At 40.1% G+C, this 26,571-nt stretch carries 21 protein-coding genes; 7 read left to right on the top strand and 14 right to left on the bottom strand.

Going from position 1 to position 26,571, the window contains the following annotated elements:
• Positions 1–48: 48 nt before the first annotated feature.
• From FNH22_RS25665 to FNH22_RS25635, 7 genes are all read right to left on the bottom strand, one after another.
• Positions 49–555: a DinB family protein gene (locus tag FNH22_RS25665; protein ID WP_143401374.1), complete on the bottom strand. Its 507-nt coding sequence runs from the start codon at positions 553–555 to the stop codon at positions 49–51.
• A gap of 78 nt (positions 556–633) precedes the next feature.
• Positions 634–1,098 (bottom strand): YHS domain-containing (seleno)protein, encoded by a 465-nt coding sequence (locus tag FNH22_RS25660; RefSeq protein WP_143401373.1) that lies wholly within the window; start codon positions 1,096–1,098, stop codon positions 634–636.
• Positions 1,099–1,161: 63 nt separating this feature from the next.
• Entirely contained in the window at positions 1,162–1,668 is a 507-nt protein-coding gene (locus tag FNH22_RS25655) for a regulatory protein RecX (protein WP_143401372.1), read from the bottom strand.
• Positions 1,669–1,670: 2 nt separating this feature from the next.
• A complete protein-coding gene (locus FNH22_RS25650; protein WP_143401371.1) occupies positions 1,671–2,144 on the bottom strand; it encodes a YcxB family protein in 474 nt (157 codons plus the stop codon).
• 104 nt (positions 2,145–2,248) lie between these two features.
• The gene (nadC, locus tag FNH22_RS25645; RefSeq protein ID WP_143401370.1) at positions 2,249–3,112 is read right to left on the bottom strand and encodes a carboxylating nicotinate-nucleotide diphosphorylase; all 864 of its coding nucleotides are present in this window, start codon (positions 3,110–3,112) and stop codon (positions 2,249–2,251) included.
• Between the two features lie 88 nt (positions 3,113–3,200).
• Positions 3,201–3,590: a DUF4783 domain-containing protein gene (locus tag FNH22_RS25640; RefSeq protein WP_143401369.1), complete on the bottom strand. Its 390-nt coding sequence runs from the start codon at positions 3,588–3,590 to the stop codon at positions 3,201–3,203.
• 118 nt (positions 3,591–3,708) lie between these two features.
• Positions 3,709–6,285: a M14 family metallopeptidase gene (locus tag FNH22_RS25635; RefSeq protein ID WP_143401368.1), complete on the bottom strand. Its 2,577-nt coding sequence runs from the start codon at positions 6,283–6,285 to the stop codon at positions 3,709–3,711.
• Positions 6,286–6,462: 177 nt separating this feature from the next.
• Here FNH22_RS25635 and FNH22_RS25630 point away from each other — a divergent pair, with 177 nt between their 5' ends.
• Genes FNH22_RS25630 through ppk1 form a run of 3 tightly spaced genes read left to right on the top strand, consistent with a single transcriptional unit; the run spans position 6,463 to position 13,604 of the window.
• On the top strand, positions 6,463–9,753 hold the full coding sequence (locus FNH22_RS25630; protein ID WP_143401367.1) for a carboxypeptidase regulatory-like domain-containing protein: 3,291 nt from the start codon (positions 6,463–6,465) through the stop codon (positions 9,751–9,753).
• A 19-nt stretch (positions 9,754–9,772) separates the two neighbouring features.
• A complete protein-coding gene (locus FNH22_RS25625; protein WP_143401366.1) occupies positions 9,773–11,506 on the top strand; it encodes a choice-of-anchor I family protein in 1,734 nt (577 codons plus the stop codon).
• Between the two features lie 58 nt (positions 11,507–11,564).
• On the top strand, positions 11,565–13,604 hold the full coding sequence (ppk1, locus tag FNH22_RS25620; protein WP_185154411.1) for a polyphosphate kinase 1: 2,040 nt from the start codon (positions 11,565–11,567) through the stop codon (positions 13,602–13,604).
• A gap of 79 nt (positions 13,605–13,683) precedes the next feature.
• Here the strand turns inward: ppk1 and FNH22_RS25615 are convergent, their stop codons facing one another.
• Together FNH22_RS25615 and FNH22_RS25610 are read right to left on the bottom strand one after the other, a co-directional pair.
• Positions 13,684–14,919, bottom strand: a complete 1,236-nt coding sequence (locus tag FNH22_RS25615; protein WP_255518160.1) for a Pycsar system effector family protein — start codon at positions 14,917–14,919, stop codon at positions 13,684–13,686.
• A gap of 32 nt (positions 14,920–14,951) precedes the next feature.
• Complete coding sequence (locus tag FNH22_RS25610; RefSeq protein WP_143401364.1) at positions 14,952–16,163, bottom strand: NAD(P)-dependent oxidoreductase; 1,212 nt, start codon at positions 16,161–16,163, stop codon at positions 14,952–14,954.
• A gap of 92 nt (positions 16,164–16,255) precedes the next feature.
• Here FNH22_RS25610 and FNH22_RS25605 point away from each other — a divergent pair, with 92 nt between their 5' ends.
• Positions 16,256–16,843, top strand: coding sequence for an isoprenylcysteine carboxylmethyltransferase family protein (locus tag FNH22_RS25605; RefSeq protein WP_143401363.1), 588 nt, complete (start codon positions 16,256–16,258; stop codon positions 16,841–16,843).
• Between the two features lie 154 nt (positions 16,844–16,997).
• On the opposite strand, the gene FNH22_RS25600 is transcribed toward FNH22_RS25605, so the two are convergent.
• The 5 genes from FNH22_RS25600 to FNH22_RS25580 all read right to left on the bottom strand — a co-directional run bounded on the left by FNH22_RS25600 (position 16,998) and on the right by FNH22_RS25580 (position 20,722).
• Positions 16,998–17,231: a hypothetical protein gene (locus FNH22_RS25600; protein ID WP_143401362.1), complete on the bottom strand. Its 234-nt coding sequence runs from the start codon at positions 17,229–17,231 to the stop codon at positions 16,998–17,000.
• A gap of 6 nt (positions 17,232–17,237) precedes the next feature.
• A complete protein-coding gene (gltX, locus tag FNH22_RS25595) occupies positions 17,238–18,791 on the bottom strand; it encodes a glutamate--tRNA ligase (protein WP_143401361.1) in 1,554 nt (517 codons plus the stop codon).
• 274 nt (positions 18,792–19,065) lie between these two features.
• Complete coding sequence (locus tag FNH22_RS25590; protein WP_143401360.1) at positions 19,066–19,539, bottom strand: hypothetical protein; 474 nt, start codon at positions 19,537–19,539, stop codon at positions 19,066–19,068.
• A gap of 1 nt (position 19,540) precedes the next feature.
• On the bottom strand, positions 19,541–19,921 hold the full coding sequence (locus FNH22_RS25585) for a Rid family detoxifying hydrolase (protein WP_143401359.1): 381 nt from the start codon (positions 19,919–19,921) through the stop codon (positions 19,541–19,543).
• A gap of 105 nt (positions 19,922–20,026) precedes the next feature.
• Positions 20,027–20,722, bottom strand: a complete 696-nt coding sequence (locus tag FNH22_RS25580) for a metallophosphoesterase (RefSeq protein ID WP_143401358.1) — start codon at positions 20,720–20,722, stop codon at positions 20,027–20,029.
• Between the two features lie 191 nt (positions 20,723–20,913).
• On the opposite strand from FNH22_RS25580, the gene FNH22_RS25575 reads away from it, so the two are divergent.
• The 3 genes from FNH22_RS25575 to FNH22_RS25565 all read left to right on the top strand — a co-directional run bounded on the left by FNH22_RS25575 (position 20,914) and on the right by FNH22_RS25565 (position 26,103).
• On the top strand, positions 20,914–21,909 hold the full coding sequence (locus FNH22_RS25575; protein WP_143401357.1) for a MoxR family ATPase: 996 nt from the start codon (positions 20,914–20,916) through the stop codon (positions 21,907–21,909).
• Between the two features lie 194 nt (positions 21,910–22,103).
• On the top strand, positions 22,104–24,854 hold the full coding sequence (locus FNH22_RS25570) for a TonB-dependent receptor (protein ID WP_185154410.1): 2,751 nt from the start codon (positions 22,104–22,106) through the stop codon (positions 24,852–24,854).
• 19 nt (positions 24,855–24,873) lie between these two features.
• Complete coding sequence (locus FNH22_RS25565; protein ID WP_143401355.1) at positions 24,874–26,103, top strand: hypothetical protein; 1,230 nt, start codon at positions 24,874–24,876, stop codon at positions 26,101–26,103.
• Positions 26,104–26,571 lie beyond the last annotated feature (468 nt).

Raw genomic sequence — 26,571 nt, 5'->3', positions numbered from 1 at the left:
ACGCCATATTTGTCTGAAGAGGCCCATAGCGTCAGGATAGAGCAGTTACTAGGCAGTTCCTTTTTGGAACCTTATAGTAGAAACGGCTACTCCAAAGTGACTTGATATGGGTACGTAAGGGGCTATTTCTTTCAAACCAATCTTGATGATGGCCATGTGATGAATAGCGTGTTCTATATTGTATGTTAACTCACGAAAATAATTTGTTTTAATACTTACCACATCATTACTTTCCAGGCTATAACTTGCTTCTAATGTGAGTTCTTTATCTCCGGTGGTGCCTGCAACAAAACGTTTCAGATCTTTGATCAATTCTAGTGCGATCATTTTATCGCTTTCTATCAACTTGTCATGATCTCGATCATCGTAATTGATGACTCCCTGGTTGTAGTTGGTCATCAAGCATGAAAAGAATTCCAGTGTATGACGAACATGTTGCCCTATGGTAGAGTTATTTAATGTCTCAATCTGAAGCGTAAAATCATTGTCCGTGATACTTTCCAAAACAGATTCCAACTGCTCAAGGATATTAATACAAGCGTTAATTAATTTCATCTGTTAAATATGAAATAAAAGTTAATATAAATACAAAGTTAAATTATCATTAATGATTTACTACCCTCCGGTGACTACTTACTTGTCATTAACGAGTTGATGCCAGTTTCTATCGCCCTTATTTTTCAGGCTTTGTTCTTCTTTATTCCAACTATCCAGGGTATTAGTGCCTCTGAAGTTATAAAAAAGGTATAGTTTATCATCTATTATTTTATAAGTGGTTGGATCTATTTTAACCTTATCACCGGTTTTTCCTATGGCATAAGCGCACCACCCACCATATTGAGGTTCATACCTTTCGGGTGCTTTTTTAAAAGCTTCAAGGTTGGATTGTGAGCTGAAGTAATACAAAATGCCATTATACTTATAGGAGATGTTCATGTCTCCTTTTTTGGGGTCATGATCAAAGTAACTGACCGGGTCATATCCTTGGATGGCTACGTTTTTTTTTAGATTGAAATGTTTTTTTCTTATTTCTCCATTTTGAGCCAATAGCTGTATAGAAGTTATTGACAAGACAAAGTATAGTACTATTCTTTTCATAGGCATGTTACTTATACTCCTGAGTATGTGCCAGGGTTACTTCTAAATCAGTGTTTGTCATATTCAGTACAGTTCATCATTCTCAGGATAATTGCTCAATGCTTCCCAGATCAGGTGATGTTCAAACCCTCGTTGCAGGAGAAAATTAGCGATTTTCTGCCTTGCATTGATCACTTTTAGGCCTCCTGTCGAATCCATTTTTCTTTGGATCAACTCATGTATTACACGAATATATTCGTCTTCATTGATTTCTTCCCAGCCCTTCTTAACGCAATATTCAGATAATCTGTGATGTTTCAACCCATTCAGGATTTTGCGTCTGCCCCACTTTTTTAATTTGAACTTACCCCTTACATAAGCACGTGCAAACCTTTCTTCATTTATAAAACCTTCTTGTATAAGCTCTGCAATGGTCTCCTCTACTTCATCACTGAAAACGCCATAGGAGTAAAGCTTGTCCCTGACTTCTTGTTGTGATCTTTCCTGATAGGCACAGTAATCCGCAATCTTCCTTTTTACCTCATGCGGTGGGATGGTTTTTTTCTTTCGTGCATTTTCATCAAAGAACATGCTTAACTGACCAGCCCTTTTCTTTTTAGAATGCTTTCCACAAATTTTCTTTCGTTGTCGCTATTGAAGATTTTAAAAGGCAGATGGATCAGCTGAGCTTTATTGACCGTTAAAAGAATATAATTTTTCCCTATACTGCCACGTTTAATTTGGTCCCATTTGATAGGCATTCCTTGTTTTGAATTGAGTTTGATCAATACTTGCTGGCTGTTAATTTCGTACGACAACTTTTCGAAGAGCATTTTAGTTTGCTCTAGCTGTGTTACTCCTACAAATTGAATGAGCCAAAACAATATGTACAACACCAGAGCTATGCCTGTACCTATAAACCACCAAATGTTTGGTATCCAGAAATAGCCTGCACATAATGCCAATACGATTAAGGATACCCACCACTGTTGTTTTAGTACGCTCTTCAGCGCTAATTTTATGTATGTTCCGCTTTCGAGCTTATACTTCTTAGTTTTAACGATCATCAGTCTGCTTTTTCCAATTCAAGTGCAATGATAAAAAAATGATACAAAGATTATCGTAAAAACGGCAGCTTCAATGAATAATACGATAAGATTTCTTGGCTTTTTCAATGAGTCATTGCTTTTAAGCTTATATCCAGACTTTTTACCGAGTGTGTTAATGCGCCTATGGAGATATAATCTACCCCACAAGCGGCTACCTCCTGAATAGTGGCCTCTGTGATACCTCCGCTTGCTTCTGTTTCACAGATACCATTGATCATTGTTACGGCCTGTTTCATATCTTCCGGCGTCATATTATCCAGCATGATCACATCTGCACCACCTGTTGCCAGTACTTCTTTGACTTCACTTAATGTTCTGGTTTCTACTTCTATGCGAAGCGCTTTCTTTTGTGTACTTAAGTATTGCTGTGTTGAGCGGATGGCACTGGCTATACCTCCGGCAAAGTCGATATGATTATCTTTCAACATGATCATATCGAAGAGGCCATACCTATGATTTTTGCCGCCACCAATGGCTACCGCCCATTTTTCCGGTAAACGAAAATTAGGAGTGGTCTTCCTGGTATCCAATAGTTTTGCTTTAGTGTCTTGTATAAGGCTACTTAAGTAGCGGGTATAAGTAGCAATACCACTCATCCGTTGCATGCAGTTAAGGACCAGTCGTTCGCAGGTAAGTATGGCAATGGCGGAACCTTCTACATAAAGCCCGATATCTCCTTTTTTGACAAGGTCACCGTCATTCACCAGCAGGTCTACTTTCAGGTCCTTATCAAAATGATGAAAAATGATTTTGGCTAGTTCTACACCGGCGATGATCCCATCATCTTTTATAATAAGCTGAGCGCGGCTACGAGCATCCTTAGGAATAGAGGCCAGTGATGAATGATCTCCGTCTCCGACGTCCTCGGAAAATGCTTCTGTTATAAAATGGTGGATAGATTCAGTAGAAAGGTAGGCCAGATTCATACTGTAAAATTAAAAAAGGCCCTGACTATTATTGAGGATTAGTACATACTTTTTGCAGAAAATCAACACGTTAGTATGTACATTGTTATTATTCCTTATCAATACTTATTTCATGTATGAGGTAGCGTCCTTCCAGCCCTTTAATTCTTACAAAAACACGGAAAGTATCTGATTTACTTAAATACTGACCTATGGCAAAGTGAAGCCCTCCTTTAGAGGCACCCTGATGTATGATCGTGAAGCTCTCAGGCAGGTGTTTTTTAAAAAAATCACGTAAAACATATTCAGCTTGAGTCCTGCTATACGTTTGAATGTTTCCGTTGAGGGTGACGTCCACACTTTGAAACATTAACTTACCCAATTCTTTGGAGCTACCGGTTTTCATGGCGGTTTTAATATCTTCTATCACCTCACGTTGCCCAAAAGCGCTTCCCATGATAAGCAGACTTACTGCCGCCATGCATATCAGTTTCTTCATGTCTAAAGATTATGTCCGAGTTAAATAGGCCAAAACTATGCCAATCTTTATTGTAAATCCGTCAAATTACCATAATTAAAGATCACTTACAATTTTGTGTACCTTTTACCCCCAAAATTTACCTGGAAGCGTAAGAACTGATGGTATTCCCAAACATTACTGCGTTCATAAATACTTTATTGGTACCATACCAAAAGGCCCTGAAATTCATATTATCGGTAAACCCTATGACCTTACCAGCTCCAAAAGTGGTGATACCCGCACCGGATGTGTTTTTTAGGTTATCGAGGTTTTGGTTGGAGATGTATCCACTCATCAGAGGAGATGCCGTATAGGTAATAGGATTCCCAAAGGGTTTAGAAGATGGCGATAGAAATAAATTTCCGTTTCGAAATACAGGTAATTTGTTTCGATAATATCCATAAAGTAGCGGATTGGTCAGGTCTATGCTTGTCTCAAAAATAGCTCCACCTATTCTTTGAGCACCCTGATGTTCTGCTATATCTGCATAGGGCATGGTACGGGCAGAATCAAGATAGGGATTAGGTTTGAATATATACTTGAACAAACCCATACCGCTCAGGTATTTTACGGCATTTTTAGAGGCCACCACTGTGCCCCCTTCTTTAATCCAGGTTTTTAATTTTTCTTTTCCGGAAAGCGTAATATCCGTGTAGTTACCGCTAACCATGATCAGCGTATTGTAGCGCGATATATCTACTTCATTAAAAACTTCAACCGGAAGCAATGTCAGGTCTATGTCATAGCGTTGATCAAACAGATGCCATACCTCACCCGCATCATAGCCACTCATATCACCTTCTACAAGCATTGCTGTCTTGGGTTTTCTGAGGTTGCTAAAGGAAGGGCTTCCCAGGCTTACTCCCTTATAGTCCAGGCCTGTTTTAAAAGAGTAAATAGTTATACCATTATCTTTAGCCAGCATCCTTAGTTTTTGGAAAAGGGTTTCACTGTCTTTTTGTTGAATACTCACAGGTACCAAGATTGACCCCCTACCAAATTTTTTACCATCAGGATGATAAAATGATTCATTGGCAAGCTTTACCTTATAATCATCTTTGAGTAATTGATATAAGAGCTTTGGAGCATAATAGTCATAATATTCAAACACATAAGCATAGTCAGATTTTCCGCCAATGATACTCCCTTCAGGTCTTTTTTCCAGTGAAAATTTCGCGCCGATTATATTCGGGTTATACGACTTGCCTTTTAGTACAGTGTGGTCTACTCCGAAAGCCAGAGGCAAGGTCCACGCGGAAACATCGTAGAAAAGGCTATCTTGAAAAGTAGTGTTTTTTTCGAATATTGCTTTGATCAGCTTGTATTGTGGCTGATTAAGAGGTACTACGAATAACTCATTTGCCTCGTAGTCATAGCCGTTTACTTTCATGTTTTTATTCGCCCGATGTACTTTTATCTGATGGCGATGGATGATTTCAGCCAGGTGATAATTCCGGTAATGGTCTTTTGACCCGAATACATAAGCCTTATTATTATCTGCATTGGCTTCCCGAATAGCTTCCTGATAAAATGTCCGTTGATGTTCCAGAAAGTCATTCTTCATTTCATGCGCCGCCTGAAGTGTAGAAAGTGAAGTAGTGAAGTGGTTTCTTATAGTGAACGGAAAACGAAGTATACCATTTACAGTTTCCCGGGAATGCCCTCTTGAACTTGCCTGTTCGAAAAGAATGCCTACTCCGCCATTTATGTCCGGGTAAGTAGATCCTTTTCCGAAATAAAAGTCATCAAAGCTTTCACGACTGTAATAGAGTGAGCCGATCTTATCCAGTGCTTTCGCATGATATTCTCCCATCCTTTCTGTGAGCCTGTAGTTATTTTCCGGGGTCAGCGGGTTATTACGTGAAGGGATACCGGGTTGGAAGAAAAAAGTGGAGTTGCTTCCCATTTCATGATGGTCTGTCAATATATTGGGTTTCCATTCATGAAATAGCGCTATGCGTGCTCTTGATTCGGGAAGTTGCACAGGAAGCCAGTCACGATTCATATCAAACCAGTAGTGATTCGTACGCCCCCTGGGCCATGGTTCATTAAGCTCTGAACTGTTAGGGTCTGATATCAGGTTTTTGCTTTTCCTCGAATTTACGAAGTGCGCAAAACGGTTCAAACCATCTGGGTTAAAGCTTGGATCAAGTAGGATGATTACATTATCCAGCAGCGCTTCAATCTCTTTTCCCTGGGCGGCAGCGAGGTAGTAAGCCACAGCCAGGGCGGCATTGCTACCGCTTGGCTCATTACCGTGTATGCTATATCCCATGTAAACTACAGCCGGCATATTTTCCAGCTCCAGGTTTCCGGAGAGAGCAGGGTCGGTTAACTTGATGTGTTGTGCTTTGATATTTTCCAGGTTAGCATGATTTTCTGGAGAGGTAATGGTAAGTGCCAGTTGCGGCCGGGTTTCAAAGGTCCTCCCAAATTCTTTTATAGAGATCCTTTCAGAAGTTTTGGCTATTGCGTACATGTAATTGACCAGCCTGTCATGACTGATGTGCCATTCTCCAAGTTCATGACCTATCACTTCTTTTGGCTTCGGGATAGCTTGATTGTAAGTGACATTCTCAGGAAGATAATAAGAGAGATCGATCTGACTTTGTGCTATGCAAAAATTAGTACTTATGAAAATTAATATAGACCTTCGAAGGAGTTTGTGCACCATGTGATTATTTTATTAAAAAACCGAATATAAGACATCTAATTGGCCATTTAAAGTCAAAAATTACGAACGGTTTATTAACTTAAACTTAACATGAAAAATGCCCGCACAGGGCGATTAATGATTTGTTTTGCACGATTATAAACAAACGAGTGATAAATTTTAACTAACCTAAACAACATGAATCAACTTTTACGAAAGATTGCTTTTTCGATGTTGCTTGCTATGGGGATCTCCATGGCATTTGCACAAGGGGTGACCACCTCTTCTATGAATGGTAAGGTTACTGATTCCAACGGCGAAGAGCTGCCTGGAGCTACAGTAATTGCCGTGCATGTTCCATCAGGAACTCAATACGGAAACGTAACAGATTTGCAGGGATTTTTCAGGATTCCCAATATGCGCGTAGGAGGACCTTACAAAGTAACGATAACCTTTGTTGGTTTCGAACCTTTTGAAAAATCGGGAATACAATTAAAGCTTGGTCAAAAGCTTTACGTTGCGGCTGAGCTGAGTCAAACGGCTACAGAATTAGAAGAGATTGTAGTTACGGCAGCGGGAGATATTTTTGACGGAAATAAAACAGGTGCTGGTACGGCACTATCTGTTGAAAACATCAATGCTGCTCCTACCGTAGGGCGTTCACTTGGTGATTTTGCCCGATTTAATCCACAAACTCTTATAAATGAGGGAGATGATGGGTTGGAAATATCCATTGGAGGTCTTAACAATCGTTATAATGCCATTTATATTGACGGAGCAGTAAATAATGACGTTTTTGGATTGGCTGCGAGTGGTACAAATGGTGGTCAAACAGGTGTATCACCAATATCGGTGGACGCTATAGAGCAATTGACAGTATCTGTTGCTCCGTTTGATGTGAGACAATCCGGTTTTGCAGGGGGTAGCATTAATGCGGTTACCCGTAGTGGTACAAATGACATAGAAGGATCAGCCTACTACTTTTTTAGAAATCAAGATTTAGCGGGCAAGACACCGTTTGAAGATGCCAATGAAAGTACAGTCAATCGTCAGAAACTGGCTGAATTCAGTGCAGAGACTTATGGGTTTAGAGTTGGAGGACCGATCGTAAAAGATAAAGCCTTTTTCTTTGTGAATGTCGAGCTTCAAAGAGATGAGACACCTCAACCTTTCGATTTTACCAATTACCGCGGGTCTGCTACTCGAGGGGCTATAGATACTTTAGTAAACTTTCTTGACACGGCGTACAATTATAATCCGGGTTCTTACTTGAACAACACTGCTTTTTTAGAGAGTGATAAGGTCATTGCTAAATTTGACGTTAACCTGAATAAAAATCATAAGTTAACCTTAAGACATTCTTACACTAAAGCTGAAAATCTTGAGGCAAGAAGGTCTACGGCCACAGGTCTTGAATTTATCAATGGATCGGAGTTCTTTGTATCGGAGACCCATTCCAGTGCCATAGAGTTGAAATCTCTTTTGGGGAACAATATGTCAAACCATTTTACTATTGGCGCTACCATTGTTAGAGATGACAGAGATCCTCAGGGCGATCCATTCCCCTCTGTTTTTATTGATGACGGAGAAGGAGGTATCACTTTTGGTTCTGAACCGTTTTCAACGGCCAACTTATTGGACCAGGATATTATTACGATCAACAATAACCTGGAGATTTACAAAGGCCGACATACTATTTTGGTCGGGGCTAATGCTGAGTTCTACAGTGTGAAAAACTTATTTATTCCTTTTAACTTCGGAGATTATACATACGAGTTTACCCGAGGCGTCGGATCCGTAGGACCAAGTTTCCTGGATGATTTTCTCAACCGCCGACCGGCAAGTTTATATCAGTTTAGCTATGGCTTGAACAGTGCACAGAATGGTGATGAGACAACAGGTACTGCGGCAGAATTTAATAGCTCTCAATTCGGATTGTACGTACAGGACGAAGTTCAAGTAAATGATAAGCTAAAACTTACTGTTGGTGTACGCGCAGATATCAACTTCTTTGAAGATACTCCTGCGAACCCTTTCTTCAATGATCCAAGTACATTGAGGCAATTTCCTTATAATCTTCAGGGAGCTAAAACAGGTGAATTTATTGATCCGCAGGTTTCCTGGTCTCCACGTATTGGTTTCAATTATGATGTTCGTGGAGACAGAACGTTTCAGCTGCGTGGAGGTGTAGGTATCTTCACAAGTAGAATTCCTTTGGTGTGGCCGGGTTCTGCTTACAACAACAATGGTCTGAATACAGGGTTTGATTTTGAACGGATCGATTTTACTACTCCACCTTCTCTTGTTCCGGATGTGAACAATCAGCCGAGAAACATTGCCGTAGGTGAACAAGAACCTTCCGGAAATGTAGATCTTTTTGTAGATGATTTCAGAATTCCTCAAGTGTTGAAGGTAAACCTTGCCGGTGATAAGGCACTTCCCGGTGATATGGTACTTACCGTAGAAGGTATTTATACCAAGTTTCTAAACAATGTTTACTATCAAAATATTAACGTTGACAGACCTACCGGTGGAGCAACCGGAACACCGGATAATCGTCTGATAAACTTTAACGATAGAGTTGACGGCACCTACGGACGAATTCTACTGGGTAGTAATACTAGCAAAGGCTATACCTATAACCTGAGTGCTTCGCTTTCGAAAAGATTTGATTATGGATTAAATGCTCAATTGAGTTATTCATTTGGAGATGCATGGACTATTTATGACGGCACGTCTTCACAAAACTCTTCGCAATGGAGAGGACTTCATGCCGTGAATGGTAGAAACAATTGGTTGCAAATTCAGCGTTCTGATTTTGCTCAGGGGCATCGAATATTAGCGAACTTAACCTATAGAAAAGATTATGCCGGATTTGCTGCTACTCAAGTATCTCTGGTTTATGAAGGCCAATCCGGTAACCCATACAGCTATGTTTATGGGCTGGGAGATGATATCACAGGTGAAGATTCCAGGAACAGAGAACTGGTTTACGTACCTAGAAATGCCGATGAAATTGTACTGGTAGACCGGTTTGATGATGATGATAACCTGATATCTACTGCGGCAGAACAATGGGAGGCACTTAACGCATTTATAGAGGAAGATGACTATCTGAAAGAAAGAAGAGGAAGGTATGCGCAACGGAATCAGTCTCGAACTCCTTTTGAGAGTATCATCGACCTGAGAGTATTGCAGGATTTCTATTTGGAAATGGGCAATGGCAAGAAAAATACGTTACAATTTTCCCTGGATATCTTCAACCTTCCTAATCTGTTGAATAAAGCATGGGGGAAAAGATATGACCGGCAGTTTGCAGGCTACGAATTGCTTCAATTTGCAGGCTTTCAAGAGGGTTCGGATACACCTACATTCACCTTCAATGGTTTTGATGAAAACGAAGCTTTCTTCGGTGATTTTGATGATGCCGGCGTGTTAAGTTCAAGATGGCAGATACAGTTAGGCGTGCGCTATATTTTTGGTAATTAATTATCTGATCAGACTAATTATGAAAAACTTATTTAAAATACTATTCGCTGCTGCGTTCATGTCAACGATTATGATCAGCTGCGATAATGACGATCAAATCCTCAATAATGACTCATTCGCTAATTTTAATTTTGAGCAAAATTTCCTTACTGTGGATTTTACATCGGTGACTTCTGAAAATGCCACTTCGTATGACTGGAATTTTGGTGACGGACAAACATCTGATGCGGAAAATCCGACGATTACATATGAAAATTTTGGTTCATATACCGTTACATTATCTATTAATGACGAAGATGCTACTGTGCAAAGAACAGTGACAGTTGCACCGCCTTCAGAAGATGCGTCTTCTTTTGCACAAATATCGAGTTTGCCGATTGGTGGCGAAGGGGCTGCTGAGATTGCCGCCCATGACGCAATTAATCAACAATTATTTGTGGTGAATAATGATGGAGGTTCTACTATTGATGTGATCGATTTCTCTAATCCTAACACTATGTCAGTGACTTCTAGCATTGATGTCAGCGCTTATGGAGGCGGAGTGAATAGCGTGGCGGTAAGTAAACAATACCTGGCTGCGGCTATTGAGGCTAATGTAGCTACTGATAATGGTGTAATAGTCGTATGGAAAGCAGATAGTTTAGCAGGTCCTGTAGCCGTAGTGACAGCTGGTGCACTACCTGATATGGTGACCTTTAGCCCGGATGGAAGTTACATTTTATCAGCTAATGAGGGGGAACCTCAGGATGATTATTCTGTGGATCCTGAAGGCTCTGTGACCATTGTTGAAACGGAAAATTTCTCTTCTCTTACACTCGGTTTTAGTGGGTTTAATAACATGGTGGATAGCCTGGCCAAAGATGCATTTAGAGTTTTCGGTCCCGGAGCTACATTGGCACAGGATGTAGAGCCCGAATACATAACAGTATCTCCGGATGGATCTACAGCATACGTAGCTCTACAAGAGAATAATGGATTAGCTGTGATTGACCTGGCCGCTAAGCGCATCTCCGGTTTATTACCGCTCGGTTTGAAGGACTATTCTAAGGAAGGTAACGAAATTGACCCCAGTGATGACGATGCCGGGGTAAACTTCCGGTCAGTTCCCGTTTTTGGCATGTATCAACCAGATGCGATTGCAGCTTATGAAGTAGATGGAACAACGTATGTGATATCTGCCAATGAAGGGGACGCTCGTGATTATGGTGGTTTTTCGGAAGAAGTTAGAGTTAGTGATTTACCGCTTGATGCTACTGCATTTCCTGATGCTGCCACGTTAAAAGAGAATGAGAATTTAGGCAGACTCCTAGTCACGAATGTCAACGGAGATATCAACGGAGACGGTATCTATGAAGCTCTATGGTCATTTGGAGCAAGATCGTTCTCCATCTGGAATGGAGGCACTGGCAAACTTGAATGGGACAGTGGAAATGAACTTGAGGAAGAGGCTAATAAAGCCGGTTTATATCCTGATGGCAGAAGTGATGCTAAGGGGGTGGAGCCGGAAGGTGTGGTAGTTGGAAGTGTTAGTGGAAGTCCCGTTGCTTTCATAGGTTTGGAAAGAGCAGACGCTGTGGCTATTTACGATGTTTCAGAACCAAAAGAGCCTAAGTTTTTATCTATTTTGGAAACAGGTGATGCACCCGAAGGACTGGTGTTTATTAATCCGGCTCAAAGTCCTACTCGGAAAAGCTTATTGGTAGTTGCATCTGAAGGGGATGGAACGATCAGAGTTTATGAAACCGCTAACTGATCAATATTGATTTAAATAAAAAGGAGGCCTAATTTAGGCCTCCTTTTTTCATATGGCTATGGTAAAATACTTTGATCGTGACTTGTCCTGGCTTTCTTTTAATAAGCGCGTGCTTATGGAAGCCACGAACCCTGATGTTCCTTTATATGAACGTATTAAGTTTTTAGCCATTTATTCTTCTAATCTTGATGAGTTTTTCAGGGTACGGGTGGCAGGCCTTAGAAGTATTGTAGACATTGATAAAAAGAAGATAAATAAGAAATTTAATAAACCTCCCAAAGAGATCCTTTCGGAATTACTGGAAGAGGTATATCAACAACAGGAAGAATTTGGCAGAATAAAACGTGATGAGATCATACCTCAACTGAAAAAGGAGGGTATCCATTTCTATCGTGGCGAAAAAATTATTGCGGAACACCAGGAGTTCGCACAGCATTACTTTAAAAGTAAAATACTTTCTTACCTGCAGCCGGTACTTTTAACCAGTTCACATAGCCGTCCAATACACCTTGAAAACAGGCAGCTTTATTTTATAGTTTGCTTAAGAAACGGTACAGGTGACATAGACTATGCACTACTCAATATTCCTTCTAACAACCTGTCCAGATTCATTGCCCTTCCTAAAATAGGGGATACCTATTACATAGCTGCTATTGATGATATTATGCGGGAAAACCTCGATTTTCTGTTTCCACAATATCAAATCGAAGGCTGTTATAGCATTAAACTTAACAGGGACGCTGATTTAAATATTGAAGATGAATACTCAGGTAACCTGGTAAAAAAAATTAAGAAACAGATTGAGAAAAGAGACCTTGGGGTACCTTCCAGGTTTTTATATGATAGCGCCATGCCCTTGCCGGTACTCGAATACATTACTGAAAAATTTCAACTTACTTCAAATGATCTGTTGGCCGGGGGGCGATACCATAATATGTATGACCTATTTCAGCTTAGTAATCCATTAAAACCAAGATTGGAAAATCCCGGATTACCGGCTATTCGCAAAAAGAAGTTAGATGACAGTCGCCTGATTTTTCATGCTATCGACGAGCAAGATATCTTGTTACACTTCCCTTATCAGAGCTACGATTATGTGCTCCGGTTTTTTAATGAAGCTGCGCTGGACCCACAGGTGAAAGAAATAAAAGCCACCTTCTATCGTATAGCTTCGGATTCCTTTATCTGCAATGCGTTGATCAGTGCGGCCAACAACGGGAAAAAGGTCACGGTTTTTGTTGAGATCAAGGCCCGTTTTGATGAAGAGAATAATTTGAAATGGGCTGAAAAAATGAAAAAAGCCGGTATTGAAATACTTTATAGTATTCCTGGTTTAAAAGTACATGCCAAGGTGGCGCTGGTTATCAGGCATTCTGATGATGGCGCAATACGTAAATATGGTTACCTGGGAACGGGTAACTTCAATGAAAAGACAGCGGTTATATATGCTGATGAGGCATTACTGACCCATCAGGATTACATCACGAATGAATTGGACAAGCTCTTTTCCTATTTAGTGGACCAGTCACAGGAGGTGTCATTTCAGGAACTTTTGGTGTCGCAATTCAATATTACCGATCGATTCAAACAAATGGTTGATCAGGAGATAGAGCATGCTCTTCAGGGGAGGTCGGGGCATATCATCATTAAGCTTAACAACCTGCAGGATGATATCATGATTGACAAGCTGTACGAGGCAAGCCAGGCAGGGGTGAAAGTAGAATTGATCGTTAGAGCAATCTGCTGCTTGCGTCCTGGTGTTAAAGGGTTAAGTGAAACTATAACCGTTCATCGTATTGTGGACCGATACCTGGAGCATTCACGGGTCTTTTACTTTTACAATAACGGCCGGGAAGATCTATACCTGGGCTCAGCCGATTGGATGAAACGAAACTTGTATCATAGGATAGAAGTAGTTTTCCCCCTTCATAACCCTGAATTGAAAAAGGAAGTGATAAAATTGGTTCAAATACAACTCGCGGACAATGTAAAAGGATGTGAATTGGACCGGGACCTAAATAACATCAAGGTAGAAAACGGTGCTGAAGATATCAGGTCGCAACATGCTTTTTATCAGTGGTTGGCGGATTTAGATTAAATTTTCCGGAGATTAAAATTTGAAGAGGTCAGGGTCAGGATATTGATACAGCGCTTAACCGTTAACTTTAGTGCATGCTTTATACCCCGGGTTTGAAGAAAAGCATGGCAATCAAAAACGATACAATTGAAAAGATGAATCCATACATAAAAATGGTGTAGCTCTTTCGAAGCATCTTGTATTTTTTCCCCAATACTAACCCTAAGAAATAGATGTCTTTGATCATGCTTCCATAGAGGTAGTCTGCATCGCGCATCATCTCTTTCATGCCCCACATATAGTCATCCAGTTGTGAGTTATGAAAATTTCCAAAGAACAACAGGTTGGTCTTTTTATTGACAATGTCTTCCTTGGTAAAGGTACCTGAAGATACGTTAGGCCTTGTAGCGAGTATAGCAAAAACAATGGTGGTAAGGCATACAAATACCAAGATGAGGCCAGGCACTATAAGGTGAGGATAGTCTTCTAGCTTCCTGAATAGAACCGATACCAATACGGATAGAATGATCGAGTTAATGGAGATCATAATGTTTGCTTTGTTATCAGCCATGCCACTCAAGGTAAGGTGATTTTTGGAGGTAATACGAAACATAGTCTCAATACCTCGATCCGGTTTTTGGATTTTGGTTTGTTCAACTTTGTTTTGAAGTTTTACTACCTGATTTTCCAGTTTTTCAATGTACTTCGAGTCGGTTGCTTTTTCTTTTTTCAGCTTCTTGAGATTTTTCTTTTTTCTTGGTTCTAAAATTAATTTAGCATAATTGGTGAAGTAACTATGTGCATTCATAAACTCCACCGTAACTTTCTTCCACTCCTTTTCACTGAAGCTTTTTTGACATACCTCTCCTAATTCTTTTCTGAGGTATTCGCTTCGGTTAGAGAAAAGATCAGTAGAAAGGTGATATAGGTCGGCATCACACATTACCTTGCTCAGCTCATCTTTTGGGTTCTGAGGCATCTGTGTGCTTTTGATAATTTTACTTATTTGGTCGATACGTTCCTGCTTTTCGCCTAACTCCAGGAGCTTTTCCTTCATCAGGCGTATGCTCTCATCTTCATGATTTTCTTCCCCCAGGCTATACCCCAGGTCGTGATACCAGGCTGCCAGTATAACAGTTTCAAGATCATAGGGTGAAAGCTCGGATCGGGTACCGATTTCCTGAACAGCTTCTACTACTTCTCTGGTATGGGCCAAGTTATGATAATGAAAACCAGGTGATAATGATTGAAGGATACTCTCCGCATATTTTTGCGATTCATTGACCAGATTCAATTCTTCCATCTTATCTAAAGTAGTGATTTTCTGTGTTAACATCAGTATTCTAACGCTTGTTTGCTGTTTTCTGTCTAATCGCCCACATAGTTTTTCAGGTATTCATAACCTTTTGTCAGGTTACCGTCATTAGTGATGGTAGCTCTCTTAATAACACCCTGCGCGTCATTTCCGAGTAAATGCGGTAGAACATTGACGACTAACTCGTGGCCGAAGTCCTCAGAAGCGTTACGCGGTAGTTCGCAAGGTAAATTGTCCACAGCCATTACCGTAATGTTTCCTTCATCAGTTAGTGGCGGTTCTATTTTATCATCTGTAGGATTATAATCGTAGATAGGATCATCTATTGTACTGGGTTTTTTGGTGGAAGGGATGGATCCCTCTATATCACAGGTGATGTCTGCTATCACACGAATTTTAAAATCCGGGCTTACAGCATCTTTACGTGTGAATAATCGCGGGGCGGCAGGATGCCAAAAGGCCCCGGCTATCAGTACATCTGCTTCACATGCATATTTTAGAAAATCCCCATCAAAATTTTGTGGATGCTGATAGAATTCAGCCCGTGAGAATTCAGTGTCATCTTTTGTTTTATGGTAATCTCTTGAATTAAGTTGAGTGTATACAGGTTCGTCAAATCGCTCGGATATAAAACTAGCCGGAGTCACTCTGCGAATTTTCATTCCGTTTAATACCTCTATGGCTCCTTTGGCGACTCTTCCACCCCCGGTAAGCGCAATTTTTATGGCTGGGAGATGTACTTTTTCGTATTCTGTTTGTAAATCGTCCAGGTCAAAGCAGTCGTGTGCAGGTCTCAGGTGGAACAGATTGTATCGATTACCAAACGTAAGAATTGCATTATAGGCACCTACCAGCCCTGCATATCTTCCGAAAGCGACTATCCTGACATTATTCTCATCAGTAAGTAGCTCATAATCAATGAGCCTTATCTTTTTCTTAAGAATAAGTCTGAGTAAATCGCGATTGTAAGGCTGTTCTTTGATAGTATGGGAAAAGAAAAAGTACGTCTTATTATCTATTAAGTCCTCCATAGGTACTTCCTTCACCCCCATCAGTATGTCACAGTCAGAGACATCGTCCACAACTTCGGCGCCTAAGGCCTGGTATTCATCGTCTTTAAACGAGCGTATATCACTGCTTTGAACCTTTATTTCAACATTATCAAACCTTTCCGTTATCTCATTTACCTGTTGAGGTGTAAAAGGCACTCGCCGGTCTATCGGTACTTTTCCTTCTTTAATAATGCCGATTTTGACTTTTTTCATACCTCATGCAGTTTTATATACGTTAACAAATATACCATTAAAATGTATGTGGATTTTGTCAACACGGATTAATTCGTACTTTAATCGTTACTATGCAATACGTTATGTTAATCACGGCCTGGGGTATTTATTTTTTTCTTCATAGCGCTCTAGCTGATAAAAACAACAAGCAATATGCCAGGAAACGATTGGGTATAAGCTTCCAAAAACAGCGAATTATTTATACGATCATATCTGTTATGGGACTTTTCTTATTGTTTCTGTTTAACGGTATGATAGGGGGGGATAATCTGTTGCCTGATACACGTGAGATGAAATTGCTGAGCTTATTTATTGCAACAGGTGGTATTTTAATTGGCAAAGCAGCATTTAGATCTTACAGTCTGCGCGCTTTTCTTGGGTTAGAGCAGGAAGCAGAAGCCGGGAAATTTCATGCTTCAGGTATATTGGCCCACATAAGACATCCATTGTATACAGCCACTATTCTCCTTGTAATAGGTTTTTTTCTATACGATTCCAGACTTCCTTCCTTAATATCAGCAGGATGTATATTTATCTACCTGCCTTTCGGGATCTATTTTGAAGAAAAAAAGTTAATTGAAGAATTCGGAGAAAAGTATCAAAAGTATAAAAGAAAAGTCCCCATGCTTATCCCGGCTTTCAAAAAAAATAATAACTAACCGCTCGTTTGGGCGTAATACCCTGATCAGCATATTAACATGGCGCTGATTTTAACCATTACCGTTCCATTCGGGTTAAGTATGCTGTTTTGACGGCTGAATTGAATACCATTAATTCTGGCCTTAAAGTTAGTTTTATAGGATTTTCCAGCCTTTAATCCTCATTGTCAGGGTTTTGTTTTTTCTTGCCGGACTTTAACTCTTTGTAGTCTTCGCGCTCCTCTAGTTTTTTATCTTCGACATTTTCATTTAAAAAATTATTGATGTCGTCAATATTATAAGTGGTTTTGATCTCACCAAACGAGTCTATTTCAATATTAAATCCCTCTAGCGCCGGATTCACTGATGGTTTATCTTTCTTCTCTTTTTTATCTTTTCTCTTAGCCATACCTGCTTAATTTGATGTGGATACTTTTACGTTATCAATGGCATACTGTATACGATCAGCCACCTCATCACTGCCTAATATTGATATGATCTCCATTAGATCGGGGCCTCCCCCTCTGCCTGTGATGGCCAGACGTAACGCCTGCATAACTTTCCCCATTTTAACGCCTTTTGTATCCAGGATGTTACTTAAAATGTCTCGCGCCTCTTCTGCACTGATGCTATCTGACGATTCTGCCAGACTGGCCTGATAAGCGGTGAGAATAGTTATGGCTTCATCGGTCCACTTTTTAGCTATTAATTGTTGGTCAAATGTCGTGGGCTTAAGAAAAAAGAATTGTCCTTCAGTCCATAACTGGAATGGGAAATCAATTCTTTCCTGCATCAGGTCGCAGATCCTTTCTAAAAGGTGCTCTTTATAGTCTATGTCTTGATTTTTAAGTTCTTTAATAAGGTAGGTGGAGAGTTCTGATGGACTTTTCTGTTTGATATATTGTTGGTTGAACCACCGGGCTTTTTCAATATCAAATTTTGCGCCTGCTTTGTTAATACGCTCTAAGGAAAAATGCCGCACCAGTTCTTCCAGGGAGAACAGTTCTTGCTCGGTACCGGGGTTCCAACCTAATAGCGCCAGGAAGTTTACAAATGCTTCGGGAAGATATCCTGCCTCTCTGAAACCGCTAAAGTGTTCTGGTTTGCCTGTTTTACCTGGAAAATCTCCATTAATTGGGAATACGGGGAATCCAAGTTTATCGCCATCACGTTTACTTAACTTTCCATTGCCATCCGGCTTGAGCAATAAAGGCAGGTGTGCGAACTGTGGCATTGTTCCTTCCCAGCCCAATGCCCGGTAGAGTAGCACATGCAGCGGAGCTGACGGAAGCCATTCTTCACCACGTATTACATGAGTTATCTTCATCAGGTGGTCATCTACCACATTTGCCAGGTGATAGGTAGGCATGCCATCAGATTTTACTAATATTTTATCATCTAATGTGCTGCTATGTACCACCACCCAGTCACGCACCATATCATTGATCCGGATATCTTCTTTTAAAGGAATTTTAAATCGTATGACGTAGGGCTCACCGGCAGCCAGTCGTTTCTCTACTTCCTGAGCAGATAAAGTGAGCGAGTTTTTCATTTGCATGCGCGTAATGGCATTGTACTGAAGCGAATTTGCCTTGGCCTCCTTCAGGCGCTGGCGTAAAGCATCCAGTTCCTCTGTAGTATCGAAAGCATAATAAGCCTTACCGCTGTTCAGCAGTTGTTGTGCGTACTGTCCATAGATATCTTTACGTTCTGACTGTCGGTAGGGTCCGTAAGGCCCGCCGGCATTAGGCCCTTCGTCGGGAAGTATGCCAGCCCATTTCAGTGATTCTTTGATATATTCTTCCGCTCCGTCGACATATCGTGATTGATCTGTATCTTCTATACGCAATATCATGGTGCCATTGTGCTTCCTGGCAAAAAGGTAGTTATACATTGCGGTTCTTAACCCGCCTATGTGAAGGGCGCCTGTTGGACTGGGGGCAAATCTTACCCGTACTTCGTTACTCATTCGTCATCATTATTTTGGGCTGCAAAATTAATAAATATCAATGAGTTGTAGGTGTGTCACATGAGATAAGAGAAAGTAAACCCATAAACATGTATGATTTACCAATTAATATCTTAATGTACTGATATTAAGATAGAAAGGATTTGTCCATGCGTAGAATGTAATCCGGTTCCAATGACAGAAAGTAAATAATTCAGGGTTAATTCCGTGTTTGGGCTTTTTTAATGAAGGTGTCCGGTCTTTCGTGTTAGGAGTTTTCAACCATCAGGCCATTCTATCCATCTTCGGAAACTAAAACGTCCAGGAGAAGCTGCTTACTTTGGAAAAACTGCTTTTTGAAATTCATAAGAGTCACTACATAATTCGCCAGTCCCCCGCTAAGAGCAATGAAAGCATAAGTACTTTCCTGTGCATAAAAAAATAGGAACAGGCTGATCAAAACACTCAATACAGACCAAAACACCAGAAATAAGAGTGAACTGAAAAAGAGGTCATAGCTAAGAAAAAGAATGCAGCCTCTGCTGGAATCCTCAAACCGGCCTTTGATCAGTGGAATGTAGTTATTAGGATAATCTATCCTGAGTGAAAGGGTGAACTGTGCATTGGTTATGGTCCCGTTAAAAAGATGTTGTGGCCCTTCTTTTTTTGTCAAAAGAGAGACAGCCCTTGTGACACGTGCCAGTTTTATAAGCACTTCATCCGTTGTGATGGGTAAAACCACCGTCTCCCTTTTGCGTGGGAAGATCATATTACTTCACTGCAATACATGATATTTCTACATTCACATCTTTAGGTAATCGCGAAACCTCTACCGTTTCACGTGCAGGAGGATTTTGAGTAAAATATTTTCCATATGAAGCATTGATCTCGCCAAAGTTGTCCATATCACTGATGAAAATACTGCATTTCACAACATGCTCATAAGATAGTCCGGCTTCAGTTAAAATAAATCCCAGGTTTTTCATAACCTGCTCTGTTTCGAGGGTGATATTTTCATTAACCAAATCGCCTGAAGATTGATTTATAGCTATTTGGCCAGAAATGTAGAGGGTATCTTCTACCATAACTGCCTGACTGTAGGGCCCAATGGGCTCAGGCGCCTGTACACTGTTAATGATGTTTTTTTTCATACCGATTATTTGGTTTTAATAAGAGAAGAGTGAAAAGTAATTGATTTAAACAGAAATGAAAAGGATACCATGTAACGCTTGTATATAAAAGGACCCTATTAGGTATTAATAGCGTTGTCTGCCTGACCCGGGAGGATAAAGTGTGTCCACCTGGTCACTTGCAAAAACTTCTGAAGAATCTATATCCATCATAGAAAGCCTCCCACCTTCCCATCCGGCGCCGGTGTCCATAAGCCAGACATCACCGGATAAAATGGGCTTGTCTATGTTATATCTGTGTAACGGGGTGTGGCCTATGTAAACCTTATCGAACGGGGTGAGCTTTTCATATACACCTGCCTGGTATTGTGTGATGGCCTCCCGGAATAATGACCGGTCCCATAAAAAAATATCGGCTTGCTGCTGGTCAATGGGTATGCCTATTTCAAAGCCTGCATGAACAAAAAAAGCATTATCTATCTTCAGATAAGTAAAGGCGCTTTCAAGTAGTTGGAAATGGGCGTCAGGAAATTGATTTCCATAGCTTTTCAGTGTAGTGTCACCGCCATTTTGTAACCAGTTTGACGAAGCCTTACCGGTTTTTGCCCATTCCAGTAAATAATAATCATGGTTGCCGAGGACCAGTTTGAGATTTTTGACGCTTAAAAGCTCATCCAATACTTCAGATGTTTGAGACCAGCCATCGCATAAATCACCCAGTGAAATCAGCAGGTCATTATTATGATCAAAACCAGAGCGTTCGAAACATTGCAGCAATGCTTTATAACCCCCATGGATATCACCTATAACGTAACGTCGCATAAGTCAGTAGAATATTTTTTTAAAGTATAAGTGTGAGAGACGGAGTACATATAAACTATTATTGTTGGCAAACGTAAATATTGAGCCAAAAGGGCCAACGTTCGAGTCCCTTTGTAAAAATATGCTTTGAAATTCTATAATATTGCAATACGTTTAAAAGTTGATAGAAAGTAAGGAAATTATAATCAGCAATGGAAGAGTCAATAACAACAGCAACTGAAAAGAAAAACGAATACCAGGAGAAGATCAAACAGGTGTTTGCAGAGGTGGGTAAAGTGGTAGTAGGCCAGGAAGCCATGTTAAATCGCCTTCTGATAGGTCTGTTTACGCAGAGCCATGTCTTACTCGAAGGAGTGCCGGGTATTGCCAAAACACTTACTGTAAGTACTTTAGCAAAAGTGCTTCATCTTGATTTTCAACGTATACAATTTACCCCCGACTTGCTTCCTGCAGACTTGATCGGTACCATGATCTACAATCAGAAACAAGGTAATTTCGAGGTGAAAAAGGGACCGATCTTTGCCAATATCATACTGGCGGATGAGATCAACCGTAGCCCTGCCAAAGTGCAGTCTGCACTATTGGAATCCATGCAGGAAAAGCAGGTTACCATTGGTGAAAATACGTTTGCATTGGACAAGCCGTTCCTTGTATTGGCCACACAAAATCCGGTGGATCAGGAAGGAACTTACCCGTTGCCAGAAGCCCAGGTAGATCGATTCATGATGAAAGTACATGTGAACTACCCTACCAAAGACCAGGAACTGGAGGTTATGCGACGTATAGCCAATATGAATTTCGATTATACTGTAAACACAGTTCTTTCGAAAGAAGATATTTTTGCTATTCGCAATGAGATCAATCAAACCACCATGTCGGAGTCCCTTGAAAAGTACATTGTAGAATTGGTTTATGCTACGCGGGACCCTAAGTCGTATGGACTGGATAAAGCCGCTGAATACATTCAGTTTGGCGTTTCACCCAGGGCTTCTATCAACCTGAACCTGGCGGCAAAAGCCATTGCCTATTTTGAAGGACGCGATTATGTACTACCCGAAGACATTAAAGAGATAGCGCCGGATGTGCTCAACCACAGGATTATCCTCAATTATGAAGCGGAAGCTGAAAACGTGGATACCAAAGAGATTATTCAGACGATCTTAAGTAAAGTTCCTATTAACAATTAGGTAATGTTTGTTTAGAAAGGCAGTAATTCTTCCTTTTAGACATTTATCATAATCTATCGCAATATTACAATGAAAAGGTCTTAACATTAGATTAATGATTACTTCACATTATTAATAAACCCTTAACATGGCCGTCCGCATGACTTAACAATTAACTTACAGATTTGCAACTTAAATTATTAATGGTTGCAGAAATGAAAAGTTTAATTATCACATGTTTACTGTCCTTTTCGACAGTACTTGCCTTGGCACAAAAAGGCACACTCAAAGGAGTGGTAAAAGACAAAGAGACTGGTGAAGAGATCATCGGTGCCAATGTTTTTATTGAAGGAACTACAGTCGGTTCCGCTACAGATGTTTTTGGAGCATTTACCTTCCAGGTGGAACCGGGGACCTATAATTTGGTTGCAACGTTTGTTGGGTATGCCAATTTCAGAGTTACGGATTTAACTGTATCTGAGGGCGAAGAAGTAAACCTGACTCTCCAGTTGCAGACCGATGATGTGCAATTGGAAGAAGTAGTTGTTACCGCAAAAGCTGATAAGGCCTCTGAGACTTTATTGCTGCTTGACAGGAAACAGTCAATTGAAATCAAGCAAAGCATAGGGGCACAAGAATTATCAAGAAAAGGAGTAGGCGATGCGGAAGCAGCTGTTACAAAAGTTACAGGGGTCAGTAAGCAAGAAGGGGTAAAGAACGTTTTTGTACGAGGATTAGGAGATCGTTATAATTCAACTTCATTAAATGGTTTGCCGCTACCCTCCGAAGACCCGGAATACAAAAATATATCACTTGATTTTTTCTCTAGTGATATCATTAATAGTATTGATATCAACAAAACTTTCAATTCATCTCTTTTTGGCGATGTTGATGGTGCTAATATTAATATAGTATCTAAGGAGCTTTTTGAGGACCAGGAATTGCAGGTAAGTGCTTCTGTAGGCTTCAATACTCAAGCGATAGGTCAAGACTTTTTGAGAGCAGACGGGACGAATGGTATCGGGACTGGTACTGAAAAAGGTAATCCTATATCTGACCTTACAAGCTATGATTTTAACTCTGGTTTCCAGCCTTATACTTCTGATCTACCACTGAATAGTTCATTTTCTATTTCTGGAGGTAAGAAATTTGAGGTAGGTGGCAATGACTTTAATGCATTTTTAGTTGCTTCTATCAACAACCAATTTGTTTACAAGGAAGGGATCACGCGTTCTGCTGTTAGTTCCGATGGTGGTGCCGGAAGAGATTATACCTATGAGCGTTTTGACTACAGCACTTCTCAAATACTTATGGGTAATTTTAATTACAACATTTCAAGTAAAGCGGATATTTCATACAACGCCATTTTTATTCATAATAACAATCAAAATGTTGGAGAATATCGAGGGCAGGCTCAAAATTTAACAGAACTTGATAATGTATCCGCGTTGGTTAGAAGGCAGCAAATAAATGATAATAGCTTATTTGTTAATCAAATACTCTCAGATTTTGAATTGACCGATAGGTTAAACTTGAAAGTAGCAGGTTCCTACAACACGACTAAAGGTAATGAGCCGGACAGGAGGACCAATACTTTTATTTTGAATGAGTTGACCGGAGAATTTAGTGCAGCAGCAGGAAGTGCCGGATTGAACCATCGCTTCTTTTCAGAATTAGAAGAGACAGATTTAACCGCTGAGAGTACGTTAAGCTTTAGACTGAAAGATGATGCTGAAAGTAAGAGCAAAGTTGAATTAGGCTATTCTTACCGTAATACAGATAGGGAATTTGGATTTCGCCAATATAGCTTTGATTTCTCATCACAGGCCACCGTGGATGTTAATAATCCCGATCAATCTTTGTTTAATCAACAATCTATTGACGATGGGATTTTTCGATTGGTTACTACAAGAGGGTTCAATCAAGAAGCTATAGATGTCTTTGCTCCTGATACATATGAAGGTAGTCGAACTATCCATTCAATCATTGCAAATGTAAATTATGAGCTCAATACTAAATTGATCATAAATGCCGGAGTAAGGTTTGAACAAATAAACCAGGAGGTAATTTGGGACTTTAATCAAGATAGAAACGAATTTGGTGAAAATATAGCAATTCGGGACCCAAACTATGTATTGCCTAATTTGAACATTAGGTATGCATTGTCCGATGATAACGTTTTCCGTTTTGCGGCCAGTAGATCTTATACTTTTCCCCAGTTTAAAGAAGTAGCTCCATTCCTTTATGAAGACGTTAACTTCTCAAGCTTTGGTAATCCTGATCTAAGACCTGCAGAAAACTATAATTTGGATTTAAAATTTGAAAAGTACCTGGGACGTAACGGGTTAGTAGCTATAACAGGATTTTATAAGCGTATTGAAGATGCTATCAATCGAGTTTTAGTGACATCGGCAGCTACTGAATTGTCCTATGTAAATACAGGTAATGCTGACGTGGCAGGAGTTGAAGTTGAATTCCAAAAAGATGTTTGGCGAAAAACGATTGGAGAAAAAATCAGCTCATTGTCATTGGGTGCTAATGTTTCCTATCTACACTCTAACCAAGAATTAAAAGATGACCCGAGAGATAATCTTACTGTCTTATTTACGGAAGAGGAAGATGAATTAGAGGGAGCGTCACCTGTTTTAGTTAATGCTGATTTGACCTTTAGGTCTGAAACAGAAGAATCTGGAATTACTGCTGCTTTGGTTTTTGGTTTTTTCAGTGAGCGTATTTTTACAATTGGTACGGCAGATCGAAAAAACATTGTTGAAAAAGGTATCCCTACTCTGGACTTTGTTTCTTCATATAAATTAAATAGAAACTTTCAGGTCAATCTTAGTGCGAAAAATATTCTTGATCCTGAATATCAATTGTCGCAAGATATAGGGACAGGTGAAAACTTTTCTATTGAGGACTTTAACCGCGGAACAAGTGTCTCATTAGGCCTTACTTATAAATTTTAAACTTAACTATTGACTAAAAATGAAAATTACTAGAAAAGTTCTTTCCATGATTGCAATTGCCGCCATGCTGGTTTTTTCCGCATGTGGTGATGATGATGATGACAATGGAGGAGGTATGTTGAACAAAGATGGGACTATAGCTTCTCAGGAAGACGATGATCTTGATAAGGATGACCTAAAAGGTAATGTAACAGCAGATATCACGCTAAATGCAGCAACTGAATGGACATTAACCGGACCTTTGGCAGTTAAAAGTGGGGCTACGCTTACCATTGAAGCGGGTACTACAATCAAGGCACAGGCCGGTGGTACTAACGTATATATTGTAATTGAAACAGGTGCCAAAATTAATGCTGCTGGTACAGCAACTAACCCTATTATCATTACTTCAGCAGCGACTAACCCCAGAGCTGGTGACTGGGGTGGTTTATTAGTAAACGGACTGGCACCTATCAGCGGTGGCGGTACATCTACTACTGAAGTATTACCACTTTCTTATGGGGGAACAGCAGCTGATGATGATTCAGGTACTATTACTTATATGACATTAGAATATACCGGTGCTCGTATTAATGGAGAGAAAGAATTCAATGGATTTACTTTTTATGCAGTGGGTTCCGGAACAACTATTAATAATATCGCTGTAAACTTTGGTGATGATGATGGCATTGAGTGGTTTGGAGGAACAGTGGATGTAGACAATGCGTTGGTAGTTAATGCTCGTGACGATATGTTTGATTGGACTCAAGGGTACGTTGGTACAATTACAAATGCATATGGCATAAGAAAAGAAGGTTTCACAGCTATCTCTGAAGATGTAAGAGGTATTGAAGCAGACGGAAACCTAGATGGTAACTCTCCGGACCAGGCTGGTCAATCTGATGTTGTTGTGACAAACCTAACGCTTATCAATGAGGAGCCTTTGATCAACGTTGCTGACTGGATCAAGATTAGAAGAGGTAGTAAAGCTACTATTACTAATGCATATGTAACAGATGTTTCAAAAGCCAGTGACTTTATAGATTTCAGTGATAGGAAGGGAATGGCGACTGATGATACTACAGTAAGTGGTAATGGTATTGGTAAAGATGATGGTGAAGTAGATACTAATGATGTGAAGACAGAAGCGGATTTTGATGATCCTGCAGATGGTATTCAGGCAGACGAAATGACTGATGCGTCATTTACCTTGGATGAAAGCGCTACTGGTGTTGCAGCTTCAGTTTTTTCCTGGACAGGTTTACTTTAATAATAAATCCATTAAAAATAAAATATTGACGCAATCTGGCGTGTTCACCTGCAACCAATATGAAACCCCAGTTTTCGGATAGTCCGAAACGTCAATATTTCTTAAAGAAGCTGCCTCAAAAGGGCAGCTTTCTTTTTTTATAGAACCACACCCTCAGCAGTATTTCATTCTAATCAGATGCATGCAAGATTATTTCTAATGGGCTGGATGTAAGATCAGGACCCTTTTATGGTTTTGTAATTTAAGCTACCAGCAATTGAATAATTGAAAATGTGGGCTAATACTATAAAAGTGGCAGAGTAAATGGCTTAACTAAATGTTTTATGATGGTGTGAGAAGCATACTTAACGTGAATATCGGATAAGTGAGGCATTATTTAGTTTATGAAAAAAGGCTGTTTTTGGGTATATTAAAGTTGTGATTTTCAATATATCTAATCCCAAAAACAACCCTTATGCTTAAAGATAA

This window comes from Fulvivirga sp. M361 (assembly GCF_007097395.1).
Taxonomy (GTDB): Bacteria; Bacteroidota; Bacteroidia; order Cytophagales; family Cyclobacteriaceae; genus Fulvivirga.
This window is presented reverse-complemented; position numbering and strand designations above follow the sequence as displayed.